At 64.6% G+C, this 22,817-nt stretch carries 23 protein-coding genes; 15 read left to right on the top strand and 8 right to left on the bottom strand.

What is annotated here, in order from left to right; translation table 11 throughout:
• A partial coding sequence (locus L610_RS18440; RefSeq protein WP_246659055.1) for a sigma factor-like helix-turn-helix DNA-binding protein occupies positions 1-271 on the top strand: 271 nt, incomplete at its 5' end.
• Here the strand turns inward: L610_RS18440 and L610_RS18435 are convergent.
• Positions 249-638, bottom strand: coding sequence for a response regulator (locus L610_RS18435; protein WP_024848810.1), 390 nt, complete (start codon positions 636-638; stop codon positions 249-251). The two genes, L610_RS18440 and L610_RS18435, sit on opposite strands and share 23 nt — an antisense overlap.
• A 259-nt stretch (positions 639-897) precedes the next feature.
• Between L610_RS18435 and L610_RS18430 the strand changes: the two genes are divergently transcribed.
• From L610_RS18430 to L610_RS18420, 3 genes are all read left to right on the top strand, one after another.
• The gene (locus tag L610_RS18430) at positions 898-1,236 is read left to right on the top strand and encodes a YqjD family protein (protein ID WP_024848811.1); all 339 of its coding nucleotides are present in this window, start codon (positions 898-900) and stop codon (positions 1,234-1,236) included.
• 9 nt (positions 1,237-1,245) lie between these two features.
• A complete protein-coding gene (locus tag L610_RS18425; RefSeq protein ID WP_024848812.1) occupies positions 1,246-1,701 on the top strand; it encodes a hypothetical protein in 456 nt (151 codons plus the stop codon).
• Between the two features lie 65 nt (positions 1,702-1,766).
• A complete protein-coding gene (locus L610_RS18420; protein WP_024848813.1) occupies positions 1,767-1,964 on the top strand; it encodes a hypothetical protein in 198 nt (65 codons plus the stop codon).
• Here L610_RS18420 and L610_RS18415 read toward each other — a convergent pair.
• The gene (locus tag L610_RS18415) at positions 1,961-2,872 is read right to left on the bottom strand and encodes a diacylglycerol kinase family protein (protein WP_144705121.1); all 912 of its coding nucleotides are present in this window, start codon (positions 2,870-2,872) and stop codon (positions 1,961-1,963) included. The genes L610_RS18420 and L610_RS18415 overlap by 4 nt on opposite strands.
• Positions 2,873-3,058: 186 nt before the next feature.
• Here L610_RS18415 and L610_RS18410 point away from each other — a divergent pair, with 186 nt between their 5' ends.
• Positions 3,059-4,087, top strand: coding sequence for a PRC-barrel domain-containing protein (locus L610_RS18410; RefSeq protein ID WP_144706844.1), 1,029 nt, complete (start codon positions 3,059-3,061; stop codon positions 4,085-4,087).
• Between the two features lie 63 nt (positions 4,088-4,150).
• Here the strand turns inward: L610_RS18410 and L610_RS18405 are convergent, their stop codons facing one another.
• Positions 4,151-5,704, bottom strand: coding sequence for an alkaline phosphatase family protein (locus L610_RS18405; protein WP_144706842.1), 1,554 nt, complete (start codon positions 5,702-5,704; stop codon positions 4,151-4,153).
• Positions 5,705-5,911: 207 nt separating this feature from the next.
• Here L610_RS18405 and L610_RS18400 point away from each other — a divergent pair, with 207 nt between their 5' ends.
• The 8 genes from L610_RS18400 (at position 5,912) to L610_RS18365 (ending at position 14,255) form a co-directional block, all read left to right on the top strand.
• Positions 5,912-6,847 (top strand): ring-cleaving dioxygenase, encoded by a 936-nt coding sequence (locus tag L610_RS18400; protein WP_024848817.1) that lies wholly within the window; start codon positions 5,912-5,914, stop codon positions 6,845-6,847.
• Between the two features lie 2 nt (positions 6,848-6,849).
• Positions 6,850-7,476, top strand: a complete 627-nt coding sequence (locus L610_RS18395; protein ID WP_024848818.1) for an alpha/beta hydrolase — start codon at positions 6,850-6,852, stop codon at positions 7,474-7,476.
• Positions 7,473-7,769, top strand: a complete 297-nt coding sequence (locus L610_RS18390; protein WP_024848819.1) for a GNAT family N-acetyltransferase — start codon at positions 7,473-7,475, stop codon at positions 7,767-7,769. The genes L610_RS18395 and L610_RS18390 overlap by 4 nt, the downstream gene beginning before the upstream one ends.
• A 60-nt stretch (positions 7,770-7,829) precedes the next feature.
• Positions 7,830-9,677 (top strand): sensor histidine kinase, encoded by a 1,848-nt coding sequence (locus L610_RS18385; RefSeq protein ID WP_051473267.1) that lies wholly within the window; start codon positions 7,830-7,832, stop codon positions 9,675-9,677.
• Complete coding sequence (locus tag L610_RS18380) at positions 9,674-11,011, top strand: sigma-54 dependent transcriptional regulator (protein WP_024848821.1); 1,338 nt, start codon at positions 9,674-9,676, stop codon at positions 11,009-11,011. The genes L610_RS18385 and L610_RS18380 overlap by 4 nt, the downstream gene beginning before the upstream one ends.
• Positions 11,012-11,213: 202 nt before the next feature.
• A complete protein-coding gene (locus tag L610_RS18375; RefSeq protein WP_144706840.1) occupies positions 11,214-12,191 on the top strand; it encodes a tripartite tricarboxylate transporter substrate-binding protein in 978 nt (325 codons plus the stop codon).
• Between the two features lie 74 nt (positions 12,192-12,265).
• Positions 12,266-12,748, top strand: coding sequence for a tripartite tricarboxylate transporter TctB family protein (locus L610_RS18370; protein WP_144706838.1), 483 nt, complete (start codon positions 12,266-12,268; stop codon positions 12,746-12,748).
• Position 12,749: 1 nt separating this feature from the next.
• Positions 12,750-14,255, top strand: a complete 1,506-nt coding sequence (locus tag L610_RS18365; protein WP_144706836.1) for a tripartite tricarboxylate transporter permease — start codon at positions 12,750-12,752, stop codon at positions 14,253-14,255.
• Here L610_RS18365 and L610_RS18360 read toward each other — a convergent pair.
• The 4 genes from L610_RS18360 to L610_RS18345 all read right to left on the bottom strand — a co-directional run bounded on the left by L610_RS18360 (position 14,252) and on the right by L610_RS18345 (position 19,203).
• On the bottom strand, positions 14,252-14,497 hold the full coding sequence (locus L610_RS18360; RefSeq protein WP_144706834.1) for a hypothetical protein: 246 nt from the start codon (positions 14,495-14,497) through the stop codon (positions 14,252-14,254). The genes L610_RS18365 and L610_RS18360 overlap by 4 nt on opposite strands.
• A 1-nt stretch (position 14,498) precedes the next feature.
• A complete protein-coding gene (locus tag L610_RS18355) occupies positions 14,499-15,719 on the bottom strand; it encodes an aminomethyltransferase family protein (RefSeq protein ID WP_144706832.1) in 1,221 nt (406 codons plus the stop codon).
• Between the two features lie 312 nt (positions 15,720-16,031).
• Positions 16,032-17,597, bottom strand: coding sequence for an NAD(P)/FAD-dependent oxidoreductase (locus L610_RS18350; RefSeq protein WP_144706830.1), 1,566 nt, complete (start codon positions 17,595-17,597; stop codon positions 16,032-16,034).
• On the bottom strand, positions 17,584-19,203 hold the full coding sequence (locus tag L610_RS18345) for an NAD(P)/FAD-dependent oxidoreductase (RefSeq protein WP_144706828.1): 1,620 nt from the start codon (positions 19,201-19,203) through the stop codon (positions 17,584-17,586). The genes L610_RS18350 and L610_RS18345 overlap by 14 nt, the downstream gene beginning before the upstream one ends.
• A gap of 405 nt (positions 19,204-19,608) precedes the next feature.
• Here L610_RS18345 and betI point away from each other — a divergent pair, with 405 nt between their 5' ends.
• Both betI and L610_RS18335 read left to right on the top strand, forming a co-directional pair.
• The gene (gene betI / locus L610_RS18340) at positions 19,609-20,289 is read left to right on the top strand and encodes a transcriptional regulator BetI (RefSeq protein WP_144706826.1); all 681 of its coding nucleotides are present in this window, start codon (positions 19,609-19,611) and stop codon (positions 20,287-20,289) included.
• A 93-nt stretch (positions 20,290-20,382) separates the two neighbouring features.
• The gene (locus L610_RS18335; RefSeq protein ID WP_144706824.1) at positions 20,383-21,426 is read left to right on the top strand and encodes an extracellular solute-binding protein; all 1,044 of its coding nucleotides are present in this window, start codon (positions 20,383-20,385) and stop codon (positions 21,424-21,426) included.
• Here L610_RS18335 and L610_RS18330 read toward each other — a convergent pair.
• Positions 21,420-22,685: an ROK family protein gene (locus tag L610_RS18330; protein ID WP_144706822.1), complete on the bottom strand. Its 1,266-nt coding sequence runs from the start codon at positions 22,683-22,685 to the stop codon at positions 21,420-21,422. The two genes, L610_RS18335 and L610_RS18330, sit on opposite strands and share 7 nt — an antisense overlap.
• Between the last annotated feature and the right edge of the window lie 132 nt (positions 22,686-22,817).

Genomic DNA, 22,817 nt, shown 5'->3' with positions numbered 1-22,817 from the left:
CCCCAGCCAGCACGGCTCGATGGACCTCGACGATTTCCGCACCGCGCTTGAAACGCTCCCCGAGGATCAGCGCGAGGCGATCATCCTGATCGGTGCCTCCGGCTTTTCCTATGAAGAGGCGGCGTTGATCTGCGGTGTGGCCGTCGGCACGATCAAGAGCCGTGTCAGCCGCGCGCGCAGCCGCCTGCAGGAAATTTTGGGCGTCTCAGGCGAGGCTGACTATGGCCCCGATTCGATATCGGCCCAAGTCATGGGCTCGAGTGCAGCCTGATATCGCGACTGGAGGCGATTGCTGCTTCCAGCGCGCGGATAAGGTCGGGACCGGCGAAGGGTTTGCCCACCACTTCGACACCCGAAAACTCGCTGAACATTTGCGCATCGTCCGCATGGCCGGTGGCAAACACGAACGGCACGTTCTGCTCCCGCAACTCCTTCGCAAAGTCGAAGGTTGGCGTTCCGGACAGCATCACGTCGAGCACTGCCGCGTCGATCCTGACGTCGGCGAACGCCCTGAGATCATTGAAATTACGGACGATCGAGACGCTGGCCGCCCCCTGTTCCCGGCACAGATCCTCCACATCCATGGCAATCAGGAACTCGTCCTCTAGGACGAGAACATGAAGCCCGTTCAGCGGCATCGTGTTCAACTGAGCGCCTCCCTGTGCTGGGTTAAGCCTCCCTGTGCTGGGTTAAGTTGTGGCGCAGCAGGCAGCGCTTGTCGATCATTAAGAATAAATTCTCGGATGACGCAACGGAAGTTGAAGATCTCCCGGCAGAGGCACGACCTTCTTCTTTGCTTCATCTACCGACGGCGTTGAGCTAGCCTGTCGTTGGCGGGCGCCGGAACCCCGGCTTCACCCGTGCGTTGATCACCGTTTAGCAGTCAAGGAGTTTGCAATGGCAACAGGACCACGGGCGGCTGCCGGAGCCGGCGCCGAAAACACCACCACGTCAGTAGCCGACCTGGAAGCCGAAATTGCACGGCTTCGCGCAGACGTTGCGGCGCTGGCAGAGCAGCTCTCCCGAACCGGAGAACATACCTATTCGGCAGCGCGGCGGGTTGCGAGCGAAGGCGCAGAACAGTTGCGTGCGAAAGGCGAGGCGGCGATCGACGCGCTCAAGTCCAACGCCAGCGAAATCGAACAGCAGATCGCCGAGGCCGTGCGCGAGAAGCCGATCACTGCGCTCGCGATAGCGGCCGGCATTGGCTACCTCCTCGCGGTCCTGCGTCGCTAGGGCCGCCCCATGCTGACCACACTCATTACCGGCCTTGTCTCAGGCGAGGCAGCGGAGTCGCTTGGCCGCATGCGCAAGGCGCTGGTGATGTACATCATCGCCGGCGCTCTTTTGCTGTGCGGCGTCACCTTCCTGCTGCTCGCGGCCTTCATTGCCGCGGCGCGCAGATTCGGTGCCATTGAAGCGGCGCTTGGCTTCGGCGGCGCATTCGTACTGGTCGCGCTGCTGGTGTTGCTGATCCATCGTCTATCGGCAAAGTCGAAGGCAAAGAAAGCCGCCCAGCGGCGCCAGAGCGAGATGGCGGCAGTTGCGAGCGCAGCTGCGGTCGCTGCGCTTCCGACGCTGTTGTCGAGCAGCAAGGGCCGCTCGGCGGCGCTGTTGGCGCCTGCACTTGCGGCTCTCGGCTGGGCAATCTGGCGAGAGAACACCCGCAGCCGCCGGAAAATGAGCCGCGAGGGGCTGTGAGCCGGAACAAGCGTGAGAGCCGCGCATTCACTCCGGGAGACCACTAGTCACCCGGAGTTTTTTACATGGAAAGAAAAATTGAGCCGAACAAGGCCCGCCAGGGCCGCAGCGGCTGGCCGGTTCTGATGATCCTGATCTGCGCGCTGGTGCTCGTGGCGATCGGCTGGGTTGGCGTCGAACTTTTCGGCGAGGCGATCGAGCCTTCCAACACCGTCGGCGGCGATCCGAGCCAAGCCCCGGCTCCCGCAACGCCGACCAACTAACTGGCCGACAGCGCCTCGGAGGGCACCAGAACGTAGAGTGCCCCCGGCAATATCTTCAGGCGCGTCACGGTATCGATGGGGCAGATTTCTCCATCAATGGCACAGCCGTAGCGCTTGTGCGGGGAAAGCAGGCGCAGCACTACCTCATGCGCCTGCATCACCTCGATCGTATCGATGGCCTTCCAGCGCCCGAGCGCTACCTGGATCGCCATGCGAAAGATGTCGCCCGGCCGCCGCGCGCGGGTGACATAGACGCCGAGCACCCCGCCTGCCGGATCGTCGGCATAGGGCAGATGCCCCTCCCCGAACACATTGTTGCTAATACCGATTCCGGCCGTCTTTCGTCCGATCCCCACGCCATCGAGTTCGAGCTCGACGCGCAGCCGAGGCGGCCTGAACATCGCCTTCAGCCCGGCGCGTACCGACGCCCAGATTTTGCCGATCCGCGAATTGAAAACGTGCTGTTCGCGAATGCGGATGACCTTGGCATGCAGACCAATCGAGAACTGGTGGACGAAGATGCGATCGTTGGCGGTCGCAAGGTCAACCTTGCGAATGACGCCGGTTGCGAAGGCCGCCACTGCTAGATCGAGGTTTTGCGGAATGCCCAGGCTGCGAGCGAAAAGGTTCATGGTTCCCGCGGGCAGGATCGCCAGCGCCTTGTCGCTGCCCATCAGCTTTCCTGCGGCCGTCGACACCGAGCCATCCCCACCGCCCACCATGATGACGTCGCAGTTGCTGGCAAGCGCCTGGTCGAGGTGTTCCTCGAGATCCTTGCCCTCGATAATCGAAACATCAGCTTGGTGACCCGCTGACTGAAACGCTTCGCGCAGCTCGTCCTCGAACCGCACAAGATCAAGGGTCCGCAGCGCGCCGCCGTCCCTGTTGAGGATCACCTGAAAACGCATTCGCCAGCAACGTTGCCACGATCATTTCGTTCCTCCGCACGAATGGCGGGAACGATTGAAGTTGCGGCGGAACTTGATGGGCCGGTCAACGTTGTCGACCTGTGAAGGCCGCGCCCCGGGCCTCCCTCTGCGAAAGTTTGGCCGGGACGCGGTCGTGCAAAGGAACATGCACAAGGAGACTCTAACATGATCCGCAATCTCTTGGCGACTACCGCAATTGCCACCCTCGTCGCCACCTCCGGCGCATTCGCGCAGGCGACCACGACCACCGAACCGATGGCCCAAACCGAGCAGGCTGCTCCGAAGGTCAAGCATGCCGAAGGCTACCTCGCCAGCAACCTGATGGGTGAGACCGTCTACAACGGCACCGGCGACGACGCCGAGAAGATCGGCGAAGTCACCGATCTGGTCATCAAGCAGGACGGCCAGGTCGAAGCCCTGGTTGTGGGTGTTGGAGGCTTCCTTGGCATCGGCCAGAAGGACGTTGCCCTTGAGTTCGCTGTTGCCGAATGGGCGGAGCGTGACGGCGACGAATGGCTCGTGATCCCGACCAACAAGGAGGCGCTCGAGGCGCTGCCTGACTTCGACCGCTCTGCCTTTACGCCGCAGGATGCGACCGCTGAGGTTGGCAACACCACTCCGGCCACCGGCCAGGACATCGGCGTAGCAACAAACTCGTCGTCCGGCGCAGCAGCACCGGCGACCGACACAGCCGCTCCCGCTACCGGTACGGACAATGCCGCCGGTTCTTCCGACACGACGGCCGCCGCTCCGATGACCGACTCCGATAATGCCACCACCGGCGCCGCCAACGACACTGCTGCCACCAATCTTGGCACCGACAGCACCGAGACTGCCGCTATCGACCGCTCGACCCTCAGCGACGTTGATGCCGGTTCGCTGAGCGCCGACAACATCATCGGCACCACGGTCTACGGTCAGAACGACGAGAACGTTGGCGAGATCAGCGACGTCGTCCTGTCGCAAGACGGGAAGGTTGAGGCGGTGATCGTCGATGTGGGCGGCTTCCTTGGCGTCGGCGAGAAGTCGGTGGCGGTCAGCATGGACAATCTCGCCTTCATGGCTGACGGCGACGGCAACCATTACCTCTACACTTCGATGACCCAGGAACAGCTGGAAGCCCAGCCGGCTTACGATGAAGGCACCTTCGCCGAGCATCGTGACGACCAGTTGCTGGTAGTCCCGGCACAGTAATCCGCGAGCGGCGGACCTGAAGCGGGCTCGCATTCCAGGATGCGGGCCCGCTTTTCGTTTGTCTTAGGCGCGATGTGCTAGCGCAAAGGTGCCGGCGACGCCGCCGTCGGTCAGGGCCGACAGGGCCAGCGACTGATCGAGATGGCGCGCCCGCCATTCGAGCAGCTTTTCGGCAAGTTCGACGCGCGCCGAGAGGTACGCCGGATCGTTGGCGACGTTGCGCGTCTCCTGCGGATCGTTGACCAGATCGAACATGACCGGCGGCAGCCCGCCGCCGAAGTGGACGTATTTGTAGCGCTCGGTGCGGATGACCGCGAGGTTGAGGCCCCGGGAGTCGACGCCGAAATGCGCCTCCATCTTGCGGCTCTCGACGGAGCGGAAGTCATGCTCCCAGTGGGCAGCGTCGCGCCAGTCCGTCGGCTCCTCGCCTGCGAGGAACGGAGTGAGCGCGCGCCCGTCGAGATGGGCTGGCACCTCCATACCCATCGCCTCGATCAGGGTCGGCATGATGTCGACCGCCTCGGTGAACTTGTTGATCTTTACGCCGCGTGCCTTCTGGCGAGGGTCACGGACGACGAGCGGCAGATGATAGCTGCCGTCGAAGAAGCCGCCTTTGCCGAGGATGAAGTGGTCGCCCATCATCTCTGCGTGGTCGCTGGTCAGAACGATCACGGTATTGTCCCACATGCCGGCATCCTTGATCGCCTGCCAGATGCGGCCGAGCTGGAAGTCCATCTCCGTGATCATGCCCCAGTAGATCGAGCGGATCAGGCGGAAGTCGTCTTCGGTAAGGTCAGACACCTTCGCATCGGCGCTCGGCACGAAGTTGCGCGCCTTCTGCGACGACATCGCCAGCGCATGCAGCGGATGGATAGCCGCGTCCTCGTCGCGACCTTGCGCGCGGGCAAAGCCCGGACCTGAGGCCGGATCGTACATGGTGTTGTACGGTGCCGGCACGACGAACGGCGGATGCGGGCGGATGAACGAGACATGCGCGAACCACGGGGCAGCCCCCTCCTGCTCGCCGAGCCAGCGGATGAACTCGTCGGTAATGAAGGCCGTCTCGGTCTCGTCCTTGGAGTAGACGGGCGCGGCGTTGGTGATCTTGCCCTCGGTGCCCGGTGCGACGTGGATCGCGGGCGAGCCCTTCGACACGTCGTGCCCGCGCGCTTTAAGCCAGGAGAGCCACGTCTTCTGATGCTCGGTCAGCAGCACACGCGTGGTGAAGCCCGGCAGGACGCCTTCGTAGCTGCGCAGGAACGGGTCGTTCGGATGATGCTGGCGCGGATCGGGGGACACGTCCGTGTAGCCGAACAGCGTCGGATCGTAACCTGCGCGACGAGCCGCGCGGGCGATGTTATCGTGGCGGTCGTCGAGCGGCGTGCCGTTCGAGCAGACCCGGTTCGTCATCTGGTAGAGGCCGGTATAGATGCACGCGCGCGCCGGCGAGCAGGGCGCGGTGCCTGCATAATGCCGCAGGAAGGCGACGCCGTCGCGTGCCAGCGCATCCGTGTTCGGAGTCTGTACGACGGGATGACCAGCAAGGCCGACACTGTCGCCGCGCCACTGGTCGCAGGTGATGAGGAGGATGTTTGGTCTGGTTGCCGAGGTGGACATTATGCGCTCGCGCTTTAGTTCATGCGGCGACAGCAATAGCATTGCCGGTATGGAAGTCACTCCAGGGCGTATTGAACAATATCAGTTCAGTCGTTCACTTTTTCAGAACAGTCCTTAGCGTCGGCCCGCTCTACCGCCGCGAGACGAATGCACGAAATATGGCGGGGACAGCCGCCATCCGACGGCGCGAGGAGAAAGGAGCAGACCATGCTCGAGCAGATCAGGGGCCTTCATCACGTCACGTCGCTCGCCCGCGACGCATCCGAGAACAACGAGTTCTTCACCCGCAAGCTCGGCCTGCGCCGCGTGAAGAAGACCGTCAATTTCGACGCGCCTGACGTCTACCATCTCTATTATGCCGATAAGGTTGGCACGCCCGGGACGGTGATGACCTACTTCCCGTTCCCGCATGCTGCGCGCGGCAAGCCCGGCACTGGCGAAGTCGGCGTCACTGCCTTTTCCGTGCCACAGGGCACGCTTAAGTACTGGGAACAGCGGCTGGTCGAGAATGGCGTCACCGGCCTTCGCCCGGAAGAGCGCTTTGGCGAGAAGCGGCTCGCCTTCGATGGACCGGACGGCGACGGCTTCGTCCTCGTCGAAACGGCTGACGACAACCGTGCTCCCTGGACCAATGGCGGCGTCGGCAACGATGAGGCCATCCGTGGTTTCCATTCCGTGGCCATGCGGTTGCAGGACGGCGACGCCACTGCCGAGCTCCTCAGGTTCATGAACTACGAGGAAATCGACCGCGAGGGCAGCATCCGCCGCTACGCGGTGAAGGGAGAAGGCAACGGCGCCAACTTCATCGACATCGAGACGCTGCCGCTGATCAACCATGCAAGGCAGGGCGCGGGATCGGTCCATCACGTCGCCTTCGCGGTCGAGAACCGCGAGAAGCAGCTCGAAGTGCGCAGGGCGCTGATGGACACCGGCTACCAGGTAACTCCCGTCATCGACCGCGACTACTTCTGGGCGATCTACTTCCGCACCCCGGGCGGCGTCCTGTTCGAGGTTGCGACCAACGAGCCCGGCTTCGACCGCGACGAGGACACGGCGCATCTCGGCGAGGCGCTGAAGCTGCCGAGGCAGCATGAGCATCTGCGCAGCTTCCTCGAAAGCCACCTCGAGCCGATCAGGGACTGACCATGACCAGGGACAGCTTCATTCACAAGGAGGTCGCCGGCGCGCCCGGCGGCCCTCTCCTGTTCGTCTTCCACGGCACCGGCAGCGACGAGAACCAGTTCCTCGGACTCGGCCGCCATCTGATGCCGGACGCAACCATCGTCTCTCCGCGCGGCGACGTCTCCGAACATGGTGCCGCCCGCTTCTTCCGCCGCACCGGCGAAGGCGTCTACGACATGGAAGACCTTGCCCGAGCGACGGAGAAGATGGCCGCGTTCATCGAGGCGCATCGGGACCAAAAGAAGCCGTCGGCTATCGTCGGCCTCGGCTATTCGAACGGCGCCAACATCCTCGCTTCCGTGCTGTTCGCTCGCCCCGGCCTGTTCGACTCAACGGTGCTGATGCACCCGCTGATCCCGTTTGAGCCGGAGGTTGCCGGCACGCTTGAAGGCACACGCATTCTGATTACCGCCGGTCGGCACGACCCGATCTGCCCAGCCCCGGTCACCGAGCGCCTCGCAGGCGACTTTGCCCGGCAAGGAGCTACGGTCGAGATGCTCTGGCACGACGGCGGGCACGAAGTCCGCCCGGCAGAAATGGAGGCGGCCCAGCGCTTCCTCACCCGCGACAAGACAGGAGCCGCCTCATGACCGACGACCTGCCGATCAACCGCGAAAGCAACGGGGCCAAGGGCCGCTATGTCGTCCGTGGTCCGGACGGCGCTGAGGCGGAGATGACCTACACCAGCATCGGCGAAAGCCAGATCATCATCGACCACACCCACGTCCCGGAGGAGTTCCGCGGCCAGGGCATCGGTGTGCGGATGGTGGCGCAGGCGGTCGAGGACGCGCGCGCTGCCGGCAAGAAGATTATCCCGCTCTGCCCGTTTGCGGCGACCCAGTTCAAACGCCATCCCGAATGGGGCGACGTCCTGCGCCAGTAAGCCATTCGACTCCGCGTCAAAAGCCGGTCTATGATCGTCCCGGGAGGAACGTGGGCGCGCATGAACCGGTACCGGCGGCGACATCTGATCATCCTGGGGGCGGTGGCGTGCGTGCTCTGCCTGCTGATCGCCAGCTTCGGCCATCGCTACGCCACCTCGCTCTATCTCGACCAGGCCGCCGCGCGCGGGCACAACACGCTCGGCCTCGCGGTCACCGCGCTGCGCGGCCAGCTTGCCCGCTACGAAAAGCTGCCCGAACTTTTGGCTGACGACCCGGACATAAAAGAGCTGGTGTCAAATCCGCAGGACCGCGCCAAGGTCGATGAGATCAACCTCTACCTCAAGCAGGTCAACACGCTGCTGGAATCGTCCGACGTCTATGTGATGCTGAATGACGGCGTCACCATCGCCGCTTCCAACTTCGACCAGAACCCCACCTTCATCGGCGAAAACTTCAGCTATCGGCCCTACTTCTATGACGCGCGCGACCGCGGCAAGGGCCGGTTCTTTGCCCTTGGTACCACCTCCCTCAAGCGCGGCTATTATTTCGGCGCACCAATCCACACCGACGGCGGCATAGCCGGCGTCGTCGCCTTCAAGGTGGACCTCGACGCCATTGAAAGCAGCTGGCGCGGCAGTGACTACGAAATCATCGTCACCGATCCGGAAGGCATTGTCTTCATGTCCGGCCGGCAGGACTGGCTGTTTACTGCCATCCAGCCGCTGACCGAGGAGCGCCTTGCCCGCACCGCCGCCACCCGCCGCTACGCCAATGCGGACCTCAAGGAGCTTCCCGTCACCCGCTCGGCCTCGCAGGACGGGCACGATCTCCTGACGATCTCCGACGCCAAGGGCGAACGCCAGCACCTGACGGTGACGGAGGAGATGCCAGAAGCCGACTGGACGGTACGGGTGCTTCTCGACACGGCTTCCGTGCGCACCCAGGTGCTGACAACTATTGCCGCGCTAGTCCTGCTCGTCGCGCTCGGCGCCATGGGCTTTGCCGTGTGGCTCGAGCGGCGGGCGCGGCTTGCCGAGCGCTTGCAGGTCCAGCAGGAGGCGCAGGAAGAGCTTGAGCGCCGCGTGGTCGAACGCACCGCGGACCTCGCCAACGTCAACCGGCTGCTGAAGGCTGAGGTCGCCGAGCGCCGCGCGACTGAACGCGCGCTGCGCAAGACACAGGCCGATCTCGTCCAGGCTGCAAAGCTTGCCGCGCTCGGTCAGATGGCGGCTGCCCTGTCGCACGAATTCAATCAGCCGCTTGCCGCCGCCCGCACCTATGCCGACAATGCCAGCCTGCTGATCGCGCGCGGGCGCACGGACGAAGCTGCGGAAGCCGTCCAGCGCATTGTCAGCCTGACCGAGCGCATGGCCTCGATCAGCCGCCACCTGCGCAATTTCGCCCGCAAGCCGAACGAGAAGCTGGGGCCGGTCCTCCTCGACGATATCGTCCGCGACACGCTGGAAATCGTCGGCTGGCGCCTGAAAGCCGCCGATGCCGCGCTTGCGGTGAAGCTGGGCCCATCGCCGCTCTGGGTGAAGGCGGGAGCGGTGCGGCTGCAGCAGGTCCTCGTCAACGTCATCTCCAACGCGGCCGACGCGGTAGAGGGAACCGAAAACCGCACCATCACCCTTGCCGCCGAGCGCGTCAGCCGGGGCAAGGTCGCCATCACGGTGCGCGACCACGGCCCCGGCATTCCCGACGCAATCGCTGGCCGCATCTTCGACCCGTTCTTCTCCACCAAGGGCGTAGGCAAGGGCCTCGGCCTTGGCCTTTCCATTTCCTACAACATCATCAAGGACTTTGGCGGGACGCTCTCCGTGGAGCAGCACCCCGAGGGCGGTACCATCGCGAAGATCGTCCTGCAGCAGGATGTCCCCGCCGAGTCGCGCGAGGCTGCTGAATGAAACATCCGTCCGTGCTGCTGGTGGATGACGAGGAAGACATCCGTCGCTCCACCTGTCAGTCGCTTGAACTTGCCGGCTTCGACGTCCGCGAACTCGGCTCGGCCGAGGCTGTCCTCGATCTCGTCACACCCGGCTTTGCTGGCGTCATCGTCAGCGACATCCGTATGCCCGGAATGGACGGCATGACGCTGCTGACCAGGGTGCGGGACATCGATCCCGACGTGCCGGTCATTCTCGTCACCGGTCATGGCGACGTGCAGCTCGCCGTGCGCGCCATGCGCGAAGGCGCCTACGACTTCATTGAAAAGCCGTTCTCCGCTCAGCACCTCGCCGACGTCGTCGCCCGCGCGCTCGACCGGCGTCGTCTCGTCCTCGAAAACCGCCTGCTGCGCGCAGCCGCCGGCAAGCGCGACGATCTTGAAAGCCGGCTGCCCGGTCGCTCGCAGGCGATGATAGACCTGCGCTATCGCCTGCGCGCCGTCGCCGGCACCGACGCCGACGTGCTGATCATCGGCGAGACTGGCGTTGGCAAAGAGGTCGCGGCGCGCGCGCTGCACGATATCAGCGGACGGGCTGACCGGCCCTTCGTCGTCATCAACTGCGCGGCGCTGCCTGCAAATCTCATCGAGAGCGAGCTGTTCGGCCATGAGGCCGGCGCCTTTCCCGGCGCGCTCCGCGCTCGCTACGGCAAGTTTGAGCATGCGCGCGGCGGCACCATCCTGCTCGACGAGATCGGCCAGATGCCGCTCGTCCTTCAGGCACGGCTTCTGCGCGTTATCGAGGATCGCGTCATCGTCCGTCTCGGCTCCAACGAGCCGATCCCGCTAGACATTCGCTTCATCGCCACCAGCAAGATCGAGCTTGAAGAAGAGGTGGCAGCGGGCCGCTTCCGCGCCGACCTGCTCTACCGGCTGAACGTTGTGACGCTGAAGGTGCCGCCCCTGGCGGCGCGGCGCGAAGATGTGCCGATCCTGTTCCTGCAGCTGCTACGCGAGGCAGCCGGCCGCTACCGCCGCGAGCCGGTTGAGCCGCCAGCCCACATCCTCGAAGCGATCGCGCGCCGCGACTGGCCTGGCAATGTCCGCGAGCTGCGCAACGCCGCCGACCGCTATGTGCTCGGCCTTGGCGTCGACGGGCTAGATCCTGACGAGGAACAGGAAGGTTTGAGCCTTGCCGAGCGCGTCGCGCGCTATGAGCGATCCGTCATCGCCAGCGCGCTGCAGGCGCATGGCGGCGCGCTGAAGCCCGTCTATGAAGAGCTCGGAATTTCGCGAAAGACGCTCTACGAGAAGATGCAGCGCTACCGCCTTGACCGCCGCAACTCCGCCGAATGAAGCCCGGATGTGTAGGTCTCCACACATCCACCCGGCCTGATGTTACGGATTCCACCCATCGAGAGCATTTGAATCCGGAAGACGCATCCGGACGCCGCCGTGAGCGTTGAACTACATGTAACGGCGTTTCCTACTGCGCCCCAAGGCCGGCTCGGGGGGAATCGAGCGCCGGCCGTACAAACCAGATCCCTGGGAGGAAAACATGAAGAACTTGCTTGCGTCGCTTTCGATCGCCGCCGCCCTGGCGGTGCTGCCGCAGTTCGCCAGCGCCCAGACCTATCCGGAGCGCACCATCACCATGGTCGTGCCGTTCTCGGCCGGCGGCCCGACCGACACGGTCGCTCGCCTCGTCGCAGAAGCCATGAGCCGCGACCTCGGTCAGCAGGTGATCGTTGAAAACGTCGGCGGTGCTGGCGGCACGGTTGGCGCGGCGCGCGTCGCACAGGCGGAGCCGGATGGCTACACGCTGCTCCTGCACCACATCGGCATGGCCACCAGCGCCACGCTCTACCGCAACCTCTCCTACAACCCGCTCGAGTCATTCGAGTATGCCGGCCTCGTCACCGAGGTTCCGATGACGATCATCGCCCGCCCAGATTTCCCGGCTGACGATCTCCAGGGCCTGATCGCCTATCTGAAGGAGAACGCGGACGACGTCACCTACGCCAATGCCGGCATCGGCGCCGCCTCGCACCTGTGCGGCATGCTGTTCATGAGCGAGATCGAAACGCAGCTCACCACCGTGCCTTACCAGGGCACCGGTCCGGCGATGACCGACCTGCTCGGCGGCCAGGTCGACTTCATGTGCGACCAGACCACCAATACCACCAGCCAGATCCAGGCCAAGGCGGTGAAGGCCTACGCGGTGACGAGCGGCGAGCGTCTCGAGCAGCTTCCGGACCTTCCGACCGCGGCCGAGGGTGGTCTTGCCTCGATGCAGTTTGGTATCTGGCACGGCCTCTATGCCCCGAAGGGCACCGATGCGGCGATCGTGGAGCGCCTGAGCAAGTCGCTGCAGGGTGCGCTCAAGGACAATAACGTCATCGAGCGCTTCGCCGCCCTCGCCACGAAGCCGGAGCCGGAAGAGAACGCCACCCCGGCCGCCCTCAAGGCGAAGGTTGAGTCGGAGATCGCGCGCTGGAAGCCGCTGATCGAGGCCGCTGGCGTCTACGCCGACTGATTTTCTGCCTCGGCAGACCTCGCCGGCGCGACGTGGCCCCGTCGCGTCGGCACCTTCTTCGCTAGGGAGGAACGATGACCTTCAACAGAAGTGATGTCGGAGCCGGAGCGATCTTCGTCGGCATCGGCCTGTTCTTCGGACTCATGACCCTCTACGGGCTCGACATCGGCACTGCCCGCCGCATGGGGCCGGGCTATTTCCCGATCGTTCTGTCCGGCCTTCTCATCGTCTTCGGCATCGCGACAATCGTCAAAGGCATCGGCTACGAGGATGTCGAGCGCGGGCCGCTTCCATGGCGCGGTATTGCCATCCTGCTCAGTGTCCCGGTGATCTTCGGCCTGCTCATCCGCCCGCTCGGCATCGCGCCGGTGCTGCTCATCACCACCTTCATCACGTCCTTCGCCAGCCGGCGCATGTCACCCCGTGCGGCGATCGGCCTGTCGCTGGGGCTCACCATCTTCTGCGTCCTTGTCTTCGTGATCGGCCTCGGCCTGCCACTGCGCGTCTTCGGGCCGCTGGTCGAGCCGTGGACCCGACCGATCTTCGGAGTGCGCTGAGATGGACCTGCTATCGAACCTTTATCTCGGTCTCTCGATCGCCCTGCAGCCGCATAACCTGATGTTCTGCTTTCTCGGCTGCCTGCTCGGTACGCTGGTCGGCGTGCTGCCCGGCATCGGGCCAACCGCGACCATTGCGATGCTGCTGCCGATCACGCTCAGCCTCGACCCGTCGACCTCGCTGATCATGCTCGCCGGAATCTACTACGGTGCGCAGTATGGAGGCTCGACCACCGCGATCCTCATCAACCTGCCGGGTGAGTCCTCCTCTGCGGTCACGGCAATTGACGGCTACCAGATGGCGAAACGCGGTCGCGCGGGCGTTGCACTCGCCACCGCAGCACTTGGCTCGTTCTTCGCCGGCACCGTTGCAACCGTGATCCTCGCGCTATTCGCGCCGCCGCTGGCACGGGCCGCCCTCAACTTCGGCTCGCCTGAGTATTTCTCGCTGATGGTGCTTGGCCTCGTCTGCGCCATCGCGCTTGCCCACGGCTCGATCCTCAAGGCAACTGCGATGATTATCATTGGCCTGCTGTTCGGCCTTGTGGGCGCTGACCTCTACTCGGGCGCCCAGCGCTTTACCTTCGGCATCCCGCAGCTTTCTGACGAGCTCAACTTCGTCGCCGTTGCAGTCGGCGTCTTCGGCATTGCCGAGATCCTGCGCAACCTGCAGAACGAAACCGACCGGGACGTGATGGTGAAGAAGGTCACGAACCTCTGGCCATCGGGCGAAGACTTCCGCCGCATGTTCATGCCAGTCGTGCGCGGCACGGCTCTGGGCTCGATCCTCGGCGTGCTTCCCGGCGGCGGCGCGATCCTCGCCTCCTTCGCCTCCTACACTGTGGAAAAGCGCATCTCGCGCACACCGCAGGAGTTCGGTAAGGGCGCGATCGAAGGCGTTGCAGCACCGGAATCAGCCAACAATGCCGGCGCGCAAACCTCGTTCATTCCGATGCTCACCCTCGGCATTCCCGCCAACCCGGTGATGGCGCTTATGATCGGCGCAATGATAATCCAGGGCATCGTGCCGGGCCCGAACGTCGTCAACCAGAACCCGGAACTGTTCTGGGGCATCATCGCCTCGATGTGGGCAGGCAACCTGATGCTGGTGCTGCTCAACCTGCCGCTGATCGGCCTGTGGGTGCGGCTGCTGACGATCCCCTATTACCTCTTGTTCCCGGCAATCATGGCCTTCGCCGCGATCGGCATCTACTCGATCAACTCGAACCCCTACGACCTCTACACGCTCGCCCTGTTCGGCGCGCTTGGCTACGCGCTCGTCCGCTTCGGCTGCGAGCCGGCGCCGCTCTTGCTCGGCTTCGTGCTCGGCCCGATGCTGGAAGAGCACCTGCGCCGCGCGATGATCATCTCTAAGGGCGACCCGTCGGTATTCCTCACCCGTCCGATCAGCGCGACGCTGCTGGTCATGTCGGTGATCGTGCTCGTGGTGGTGCTGATGCCGTCGGTCCGGAAGAAGCGCGAGGAGGTGTTCGTCGAGGAGGACTAGCCCCCACCCTTCCCGAACAGCTCCAGCCATCCCTTGCCGGCGCCGCGCTCGCGGATGACCGGCAAGGGATCCTCATTGTCGAGCCGCGAGCACACGCGGTAGACCTCGAGCGCCTCGGCGCTGAGCACACCCTTGCGATAGAAATACATGGCGGCGGCATAGCGCGCCCGGCCGGACCACGGCTCCCCGAGGGGCGTGTTCACCAGCGCCCAGTTTTCTTCCCACTCCGCGTCCCGTTCCATCTCAGAATGCGCCAGGCGGCGTTGCCGTGCGCCGTTCGAGCGAGATGAACGGCCGCTCGACAATCTTCGCGCGCTTCATCAGCTTCACATATTGCAGCTCGCGCATGGCATAGATCTCGACCCAGAGATCATCGGTGATGGTCACGCCATAGGGTCGCTTCAGCGATGCGATCGCGATGTTGCGCTTTGTCACCGGCGACCAGATGCCGGCGGTGACCAGTCCGGCCTCGCGCTTGCCGCGATGGTAGACGATCGCGTGCTCGGCCGGGACGTTGCCTTCGATCTCCAGCCCGACGAGGACATGGCGCAAGTTGCCCATTTCGCGCGCCTTGAGAATCGCGCGGCGGCCGTTGAAATGGCCCTTGTCCGGATCGACCATCCAGCCAAGCCCGATCTCTTCTGGCATGCGCACGCGGTCGGCGCGGATCGCATGCTCGGCGGTGACGAAATCGGCATTGGCGACGATGAACCCCGCCTCGATGCGGGCGCGATTGAGCGCCGTGTAGCCGATCGCCCGGATGCCGAAGAGGTTTCCCGCCTCGAACAGACGGTCCCACAATGCTAGCCCCGCGTCCTTCGCAACGAACAGCTCGTAGCCGAGATCGCCGGTAAAGCCGGTGCGCGAGATTGTGACTGTGGCGCCCTCATGCGGGAACTCGGCGAGGTCGAACGGTTTCAGCCGCTCGACGCCATCGAACCCCGCCGCCTTCAGCACCGAATAGGAGGTCGGCCCCTGCAGGGCGAGACCGGCGATCTCGTCCGCCTCCTCGCGCACCGAGACACCGAAGCCGATCGCCGAGTCGAGCAGCCACGGCAGGTGCCGCTCCTGGCAGCAGAGGCGGAAGTCCTCAGCCGACAACCGGAACAGCGTGCCGTCATCGAGCACATGCCCCTGCTCGTCGCACCAGGCGGTGTACTGCACCCGTCCCCGCCGCAGTTTAGCGACGTTGCGGAGCGTGAGACGATTGCAATAGGGTTCGGCGTCAGGTCCGGTGATGCGGTACTTGGTCATCGGCGAGATGTCGAACACCGCCGCCTGGCTGCGGATGGCGAAATATTCCAGCTCCTCGTCCCAAAGCGAATGCGGCGCCTTGTAGCCCGCCCATGAATACCAGTCGTTCTGCTGCGACAGCGCAGTAAGGCGCGGATGGAACGGCGTTTCTCGCCGTAGCTGGTTGATGTGGGACTGGGATTGTTTCCGGGCGCTTGCGTTCACGTGCATGGCAACCTCCCGGGATTGGTACCCCCACCCCTAACCCCTCCCCACAAGGGGGGAAGCGTTGCCCGTGAAGGGCTCGGCCTGCTCGTCAGCGGTTCGAACCGCATCGGTCAGGACGTTGTGAGCAACGATTTGGTGGAAACCAAGCAAGCGTCGTTGCGACTGCGGAGGACTGGCACCTCTGCGCCTGACCATCCCTCCCTGAAGTCCCCCTCCCCCTTGTGGGGAGGGGCTAGGGGTGGGGACAGCCCAGCAGCCCTGCTGTCAGAGGATTGTCGGGGCCCAACGCCGCCGTATCTCAGCCTCCTCATCATCCTACCTCTCTACCGCAATCGCCCGCTTGGCGGCGTTGAGGCCGGGGACGCCCGAGATGCCGCCGCCGGGATGCGAGCCGGCACCAGCGAGGTACAGCCCATCGAGCGGTGTGTCATAGCCGCCGGCGCCGAAGACGGGGCGCGACATCAGCATCTGGTCGGGCTGGAGCTCGCCGTGATGCCAGTGGCCGCCTAGCATGCGGAAGCGCGCTTCGATGTCGGCCGGTGTGAGCAACTCGCTCGCCACAACAGACTTGCCGATGCCCGGCGCATACCGCTCGAGCTGCGCCACGATCGCTGCCTGCAGCCGCGGCTTGCCGGTCTCCCACCCCTCCCTGAGCGCATATGGCGCGAACTGGACGCAGGCCGACAACACGCACGCCCCATCCGGCGCGAGCATCGGGTCCGACATGTTCGGCAGCACGATCTCCATCACCGGCTCGGACGAGAACTCACCATACTTGGCCGGGTTGAACGCGTTTTCGACCGCATCGCTCGACGGCGCGATGACGATGCGGCCCTTGTGATCCTCGGCCGATACGTTGGTGAATTCCGGCACGCGGTCGAGGGCTAGGTGCAGCTTTGCGACATTGCCCTTCATGCGTACGTTCAGGATCTTGCGCAGGAAGCCGGTGTCGAGTTCCCGCGGGCCGACGAGATCAACGAAGGTCGTGCGCGGGTTGATGGCCGAGAGGATCGTGCGGGCGCGAATTTCCTCGCCGTTTGCCACCACGACGCCCACCACCCTGCCCTTCTCGATCAGGATCCGGGCCACCGCAGCTTCGGTGCGGATCGTAACGCCCCGCCGTTCGGCCGAGCGCTGCATCATCGCGATCACCGCGCCCATGCCGCCCTTAGGCAGCATCTGCCCGCCGGGTTGGCCGTCGATCTCGCCTGCCAGCCGGTAGTAGAGGCCGCCGATCAGCGAGGTTGGCGAACGCGGCCCGAGATGGCTGCCAAGCACCGCGTCGAAGGCAAGCAACCCGCGCAGCGCATCGTTCTGAAGATATTCGCCGGAGACGTCGTCGACGTTCATCAGCAGCATGCGCAGGAGGTCGCGCATGCCCTCCTTGCCGAGACGGCGCAGCGACAGCGCAAGACCACCCAGCGCCAGCTTCTCGACGATCGCCATGTTCTCGAGGTCTGGCGGCCGGCGTGCGAGCAGCGGCTTCAGCACCTCGACCTGGCTGAGCAGCAGTTCGCGCAACTCCTTCCACCCGGCAGCATCGGTCGGACTGACACCGTCTACCGCGCTGCCATAGGCCCCGCGCAGGACGGCGTGCTCACCCGTGGGGGACAGCGCCACCGTCGGCATCGAGCGCCCCTCGAATGTCATCCCAAGCTTGTCGAGCTCAAGCTCGCGGATCACCGCCGGATGCAGTCGGTTGAGGACGTGCGCGAGAGACGAGACACGAAAGCCGGGATGGAAGTTTTCCGTCCGCGCCGCGCCGCCGATCTCGCTGGCGGCTTCCAGAACGACCACCTTGCGCCCCGCACGCGCCATCGTGACGGCTGCCACCAGTCCGTTGTGCCCCCCGCCAATGACGATCGCATCAAAGGACGTCATGGGCGTCGCTCATGTGGCTGGCGGGCTTCTTCAGGTCGCGCAGGATCTCCGCGGCGGCGTTGCGGCCGGGCGCTCCCATCACACCACCGCCCGGATGCGTGGACGAGCCGCAGATGTAGAGCCCCCTGATCGGCGAGCGGTACTGCGCGTAGCCGGGCACCGGCCGGTTGAACAGCAGCTGGTCGAAGGTGAGTTCGCCCTGGAAGATGTTGCCCTCTGTGAGGCCGACCTCGGCCTCGAGTTCGCGCGGCGTGCGCACTTCCATGTGGACGATGCGGTCGCGGAAGCCCGGCGAATAGTCGGCGACCTGCGAGATGACCGTCTCGCCGAATGCGTCGCGGTCGGCGTCGGTCCAGTCGCGCCCTTCCACCTTCGGCGGGCAGTACTGCACGAAGCAGCTCATGAAATGCTTGCCGGGCGGCGCCATGGTGGGGTCGAGCAGTGTAGGGATTACCATGTCGAGGAATGGATCCGCCGACCAGCGCCTGGCCTTCCAGCCGTCATAGGCGCGTTCCATTCGTTCCACGGTGTCGGTGAAGTGCAGGTCGCCGCGCAGGCACGGGCTGTCCTTCGGCAGCGCCGGAAATTCCGGCATGGAGTCGAGAGCAATGTTCACCTTGCCCGACGAGCCGCGAATCTTGAAATTGCGCACCCGGCGCAGGAACGGCTCCGGCAGCTCGCGATCGTCGACCAGCTTGAGGAAGGTACGTTTGACGTCCGCGTTCGAAACGACGAGCCGGCCATGAACCTCCTCGCCGCCCGCGAGCACCACGCCCTTGGTCTCGCCGTCGCGGACCAGCACCCGCTCGACCTCCACTTCGGTGCGGATCGTGCCGCCGGAGGCGCGAAAGGAGGCGGCCAGCGCTTGCGTGACCGCCCCCATTCCCCCCCGCGCATACCCCCATGCACCGACGGAACCGTCGACCTCGCCCATGTAGTGGTGCAGCAGAACGTAGGCGGTTCCGGGCGACATCGGCCCCAGCGCCGTGCCGATGATCCCGGACAGGGCCAGATAGGCCTTGATCACCTCGGTCTCGAAATACTCTTCGAGGAAGTCGGAGATCGACATGGTCCAGAAGCGCAGCATCTCAGCCATCTCGTACGCCGTCAGCCCCGCGAACTTCCGGCCGAGATAGACGAGCTCCGATACGTCCCGTGGCCTGAAACTGGTTGGGTCCGGCGCCGTGCGCATCAGCAGCGGCTGGATGAAACGGCACTGGCGCGTCACGTCGCGCGAATATCGCTCATAGGCTTCCGCGTCGCGCGGCGACCAGCGCGCGAACTCGCGCCGGTGCGCCTCGTGGTCGCGATAGCTCACAAGATAGTCGCCATCCTGCGTCAGCACCGCCCCGCCTTCGTATGCAATGACCTGCAGCCCGTATTTCGGCAGTTCGAGATCGCGCATGATCTCGGGCCGGAACAGCGAGCAGACATAGGAGCAATTGGAATAAATAAAGCCCGGCGTCAGCTCCCGGCTCACTGCCGCGCCGCCGATCCAGTCATTCTTTTCGAGGACAAGGACGTCGAGCCCCGCGCGCTGCAGGTAGCACGCGTTGACAAGGCCGTTATGGCCGGCACCGATGACGATGGCGTCGTAGGTCTTCATGCGGCGGCCCGTCCTCCGAAGAACGCCGATGGGATTCCCCTTGTTATTGGCCCAAGCCTGCCACGGAGGCAGGCAGCCTGTCCAGAGCTCCCGTTCAAGATTTTGAATGAATGTTCAGCAAGTATTCTTGTGTTTTCGCCAATGTGCGCTAGGCTTCGGCAATGGTGTCCCGGCTGCGGCCGGCACGAGCAGGCAACGGGAATGCAGCATGGCAGACACGCAGTTGCATGAGCCGAATACGACGACACCGCCATCCGCTTCCTCGGGGCGCTGTGGGGTGACGGGTACCTCTCTCCCGGCGGGCCGGAGGAAAGAGCCTGCACCTGGACGGCCATGCGGAAGGTCCTTGACTTAGGTGAGCGCCGTCCCCCTGATCTGCGCGGACGAAAGCCGGAGTGACCGGCCATGCTGGAGCAGAACGACATCATGAGAAAGACGATGGCGGCGGAAGTGGCGCCCGAAACTGAAAAGCGCGGACGCAAGGCCTCCAAGGAAGCCCGCCGCCAGCAGCTGATCGAGGCAACGATCGATTCGCTTTCAAAGCGCGGCTATTCGGAAACCACGCTGGCGGACGTCGCTGATGGTGCGGGCCTGTCGCGCGGCATCGTCAACTTCCATTTCGAGAGCAAGGAAAAGCTGCTCATCGCTACGCTCCAGTACATGGCCGATGAATATGCGGCGCACTGGCGCAATGCGCTGGCGAAGGCGGGCGACGACCCGGCGGAGCGCCTTGCAGCGCTTGTTGCCGCTGACTTTGACCGCTCAGTTGCCAGCCGCCGCAAGATCGCCGCCTGGTGCGCCTTCTGGGGCGAGGCGAAGTCGCGGCCGACCTATCAGGCGCTCTGCGGCGCGCGTGACGAAGTCTACCAGCAGACACTGACCGACCTCTGCGCCGAACTCATCGAAGCCGGGGGCTATCCGCTCGATGCCAGCCACACCGCGCTCGCGCTCGACGCGATGCTGGAAGGCCTGTGGCTGCGGATCATGATGCGCGGTCAGGACATGACGCGCGAGAAGGCGCACGAAGCGGCGAAGGCGATGCTGACATCGCTGTTCCCGAAGCATTTTCCGGCAAGGGCCGCGTAAGACGACCCACCCGGATGGGGCGAACCAGAGGAAGAATGGGAGTGAGGACGATGAGGAAAGGCATTTCAGGCAGCCGGCTGCAACGGCACCGCCATCGCGCTGGCAGCCGCCACGACGCTCACCGGCACCGCATTTGCGGCCGACAGTGACGTCAGCGTCTTCGACTGGGCCGGCTACGAGGATCCCGGCTTCCATCCGGCATATGTCGAGAAGCACGGGGATTCGCCGTCATTCTCCTTCTTCGGCGATGAGGACGAAGCATTCGAGAAACTGCGCGCCGGCTTCAAGGCCGACCTTGCCCATCCCTGCTCCCAGAACATCGTCAAATGGCGCGACGCCGGACTGTTGCAGCCGCTCGACACCTCGCGCATCGAGGCGTGGAACGACATCCTGCCGGGCCTCAAGAACATGAAGGACCTGATGACGGATGCCGAGGGCAAGGCGTGGTTCCTGCCCTTCGAATGGGGCAACACCCTCGTCGTCTACCGCACCGACAAGGTGCAGGAGGCCGATATCCAGTCTCTGAAGGCGTTCATGGACCCGAAGTTCGAGGGCCGCGTTTCGATACCCGACAATGTCGATGACGCCTATGCGCTCGCGGCGCTCGCCACCGGCTTTACCGACTGGACGAAGATGACCGATGCCGACTGGGACAAGGCGTCGGCATTCCTGCGCGAGGTGCACAAGAACGTACGTCTCTACTGGCTCGACAACACCGAGCTCAGCCAGGCGATGGCCGGCGGTGAGGTCGATCTCGCTTGGGCTTGGGCCGAAACACCGACGACGCTGATGGCTGACGGCGTGCCGGTCGCGATGAAGCGCGATACCGACGAAGGCCTGTCGACCTGGGTCTGCGGCTACGTCCACCTCAAGGACGCACCGGGCAATGTCGACAAGACCTACGACTTCCTCAACGCGCTCATGAAGCCCGACGTCGGCACCTACCTCGTCAGCGACTGGGGCTACGGGCACAGCAACTCGAAGTCGATGGAAGCCGCCGATCCCGAGAAGCTCAGCGAGTTCGGCTACGACGATATCGACAAGTTCATCGACAAGACCCTGTTCTCGAATCCGCTGCCGGCCGAAACCAAGGCCAAGCTGATCGCCGAGTTCGAGCGCATCAAGGCCGGCTACTGAGCCGCCAGAACCCTTGCCTTCCGCCGCCGCGGCGCTGATGCGGGCACCGCTGCGCCGGCGGCAAACACTTCCTGGTCGACGTGGGTGAGCGCCTGGTAGGCGCAGCCCTCACGGATCAGCGGCGCCTCGTCCGGCTGCATCGCAAAGTCGATCTCGGCATTGTGCTGGCCGCCCGCGGTGCGGGCGAGCGCATCACGTATCGCCGGCTCGATCACGTCGAAGGCTGAGGTGCCGAGGCCGACAAAGGCGACGGGCGCGGGGTCGAACAGCGCAAACAGGCTGCCCAGCGCAAATCCCAGCGCCTCCCCGGCCCGCCTGAACGCCTCGCGTTCAAGGCCGTCGCCTCCACGCGCGGCTTCCGCCATCGCCGTCATCGTCAGATCGTCGATGTCGGCCGCCGGTTGGGCGAACTCGCTCTCCCCACGAGCATGGCGGAAGATCGCATAGTTGCCGGCATAGGCTTCGACGCAGCCGCGCCGACCGCAGCGGCACTGCGCTCCATCCGGAATGTGGATCATGTGACCGAACTCGCCGCCCGACGAGTGCGAACCCGTGAACAGCTGCCCCCGCTGGATCAGCCCCATGCCGATGCCATTCGAAAGCAGCACTGCGATCAGATTCTCGCCGTAGCGTTCCGGATCGCGCGCCCGTAGCGCGACCGCGATCATGTTGCAGTCGTTCTCGACCGTGACCGGCACCCGAAAGCGGTTCTCGAGGAGGTCCGCGAAACGGACGTCACTATGCGGCGTGATCGGCGACCAAAGAAGCGTGCGCTTGTCGGAGTCGGTGATGCCCTGCACGGCCATCGTCATGCGCAGCAGCGGCCCAACCTCGTCGCCGGCGCGGCCGATCACCGTCTCCACCGCATCCGCCACCGCTTCCTGCAACTCCTGCTCGCTCATCGTGAGCGTCGGCGGCTTCGAGAATTCGTGGACGATGACGCGGCCGGAATAGTCGATGACGGCCGCCGCCAGAGAGTTGAGCGACAGCGTGATGACGACGACGGAAGCTGCGCGCGGCTGCAGCGCCAGCGCCACCTGCGGCCGCCCGCGCTTCAGCACGCCCGACTCGCCGGACTGCGCAACGGTCAGGATGCCTTCCGAGATGAGGTCGGCGGAGATCGTTGAGATGGTGGAATTGCTCAGGCCCGTGACCGCGGCGATCTCGGTACGCGACGGCTGGCTGGCGCGGCGCACCGAGGCGATTACCATCGCCCGGTTCTTCCGGCGCAGATCGTCGTGCCGCACACCGACCGTCATACCAATTTCCTCCATGTATTGGACGCGAGCGGGTTTAGCTTTCCTCATCCCGAAAGGACAGAGCGGGCGCGAAGATATTGACATGACCCAAATGCTGAGTCATTCATTTTTTCGAAGCTCGAAAAAAAGAGT

Source organism: Aminobacter sp. J44, from assembly GCF_007829415.1.
Taxonomy (GTDB): domain Bacteria; phylum Pseudomonadota; class Alphaproteobacteria; order Rhizobiales; family Rhizobiaceae; genus Aerobium.
Note: the sequence above shows the minus strand (reverse complement) of the source record. Positions and strands in the feature narration are given on the sequence as shown.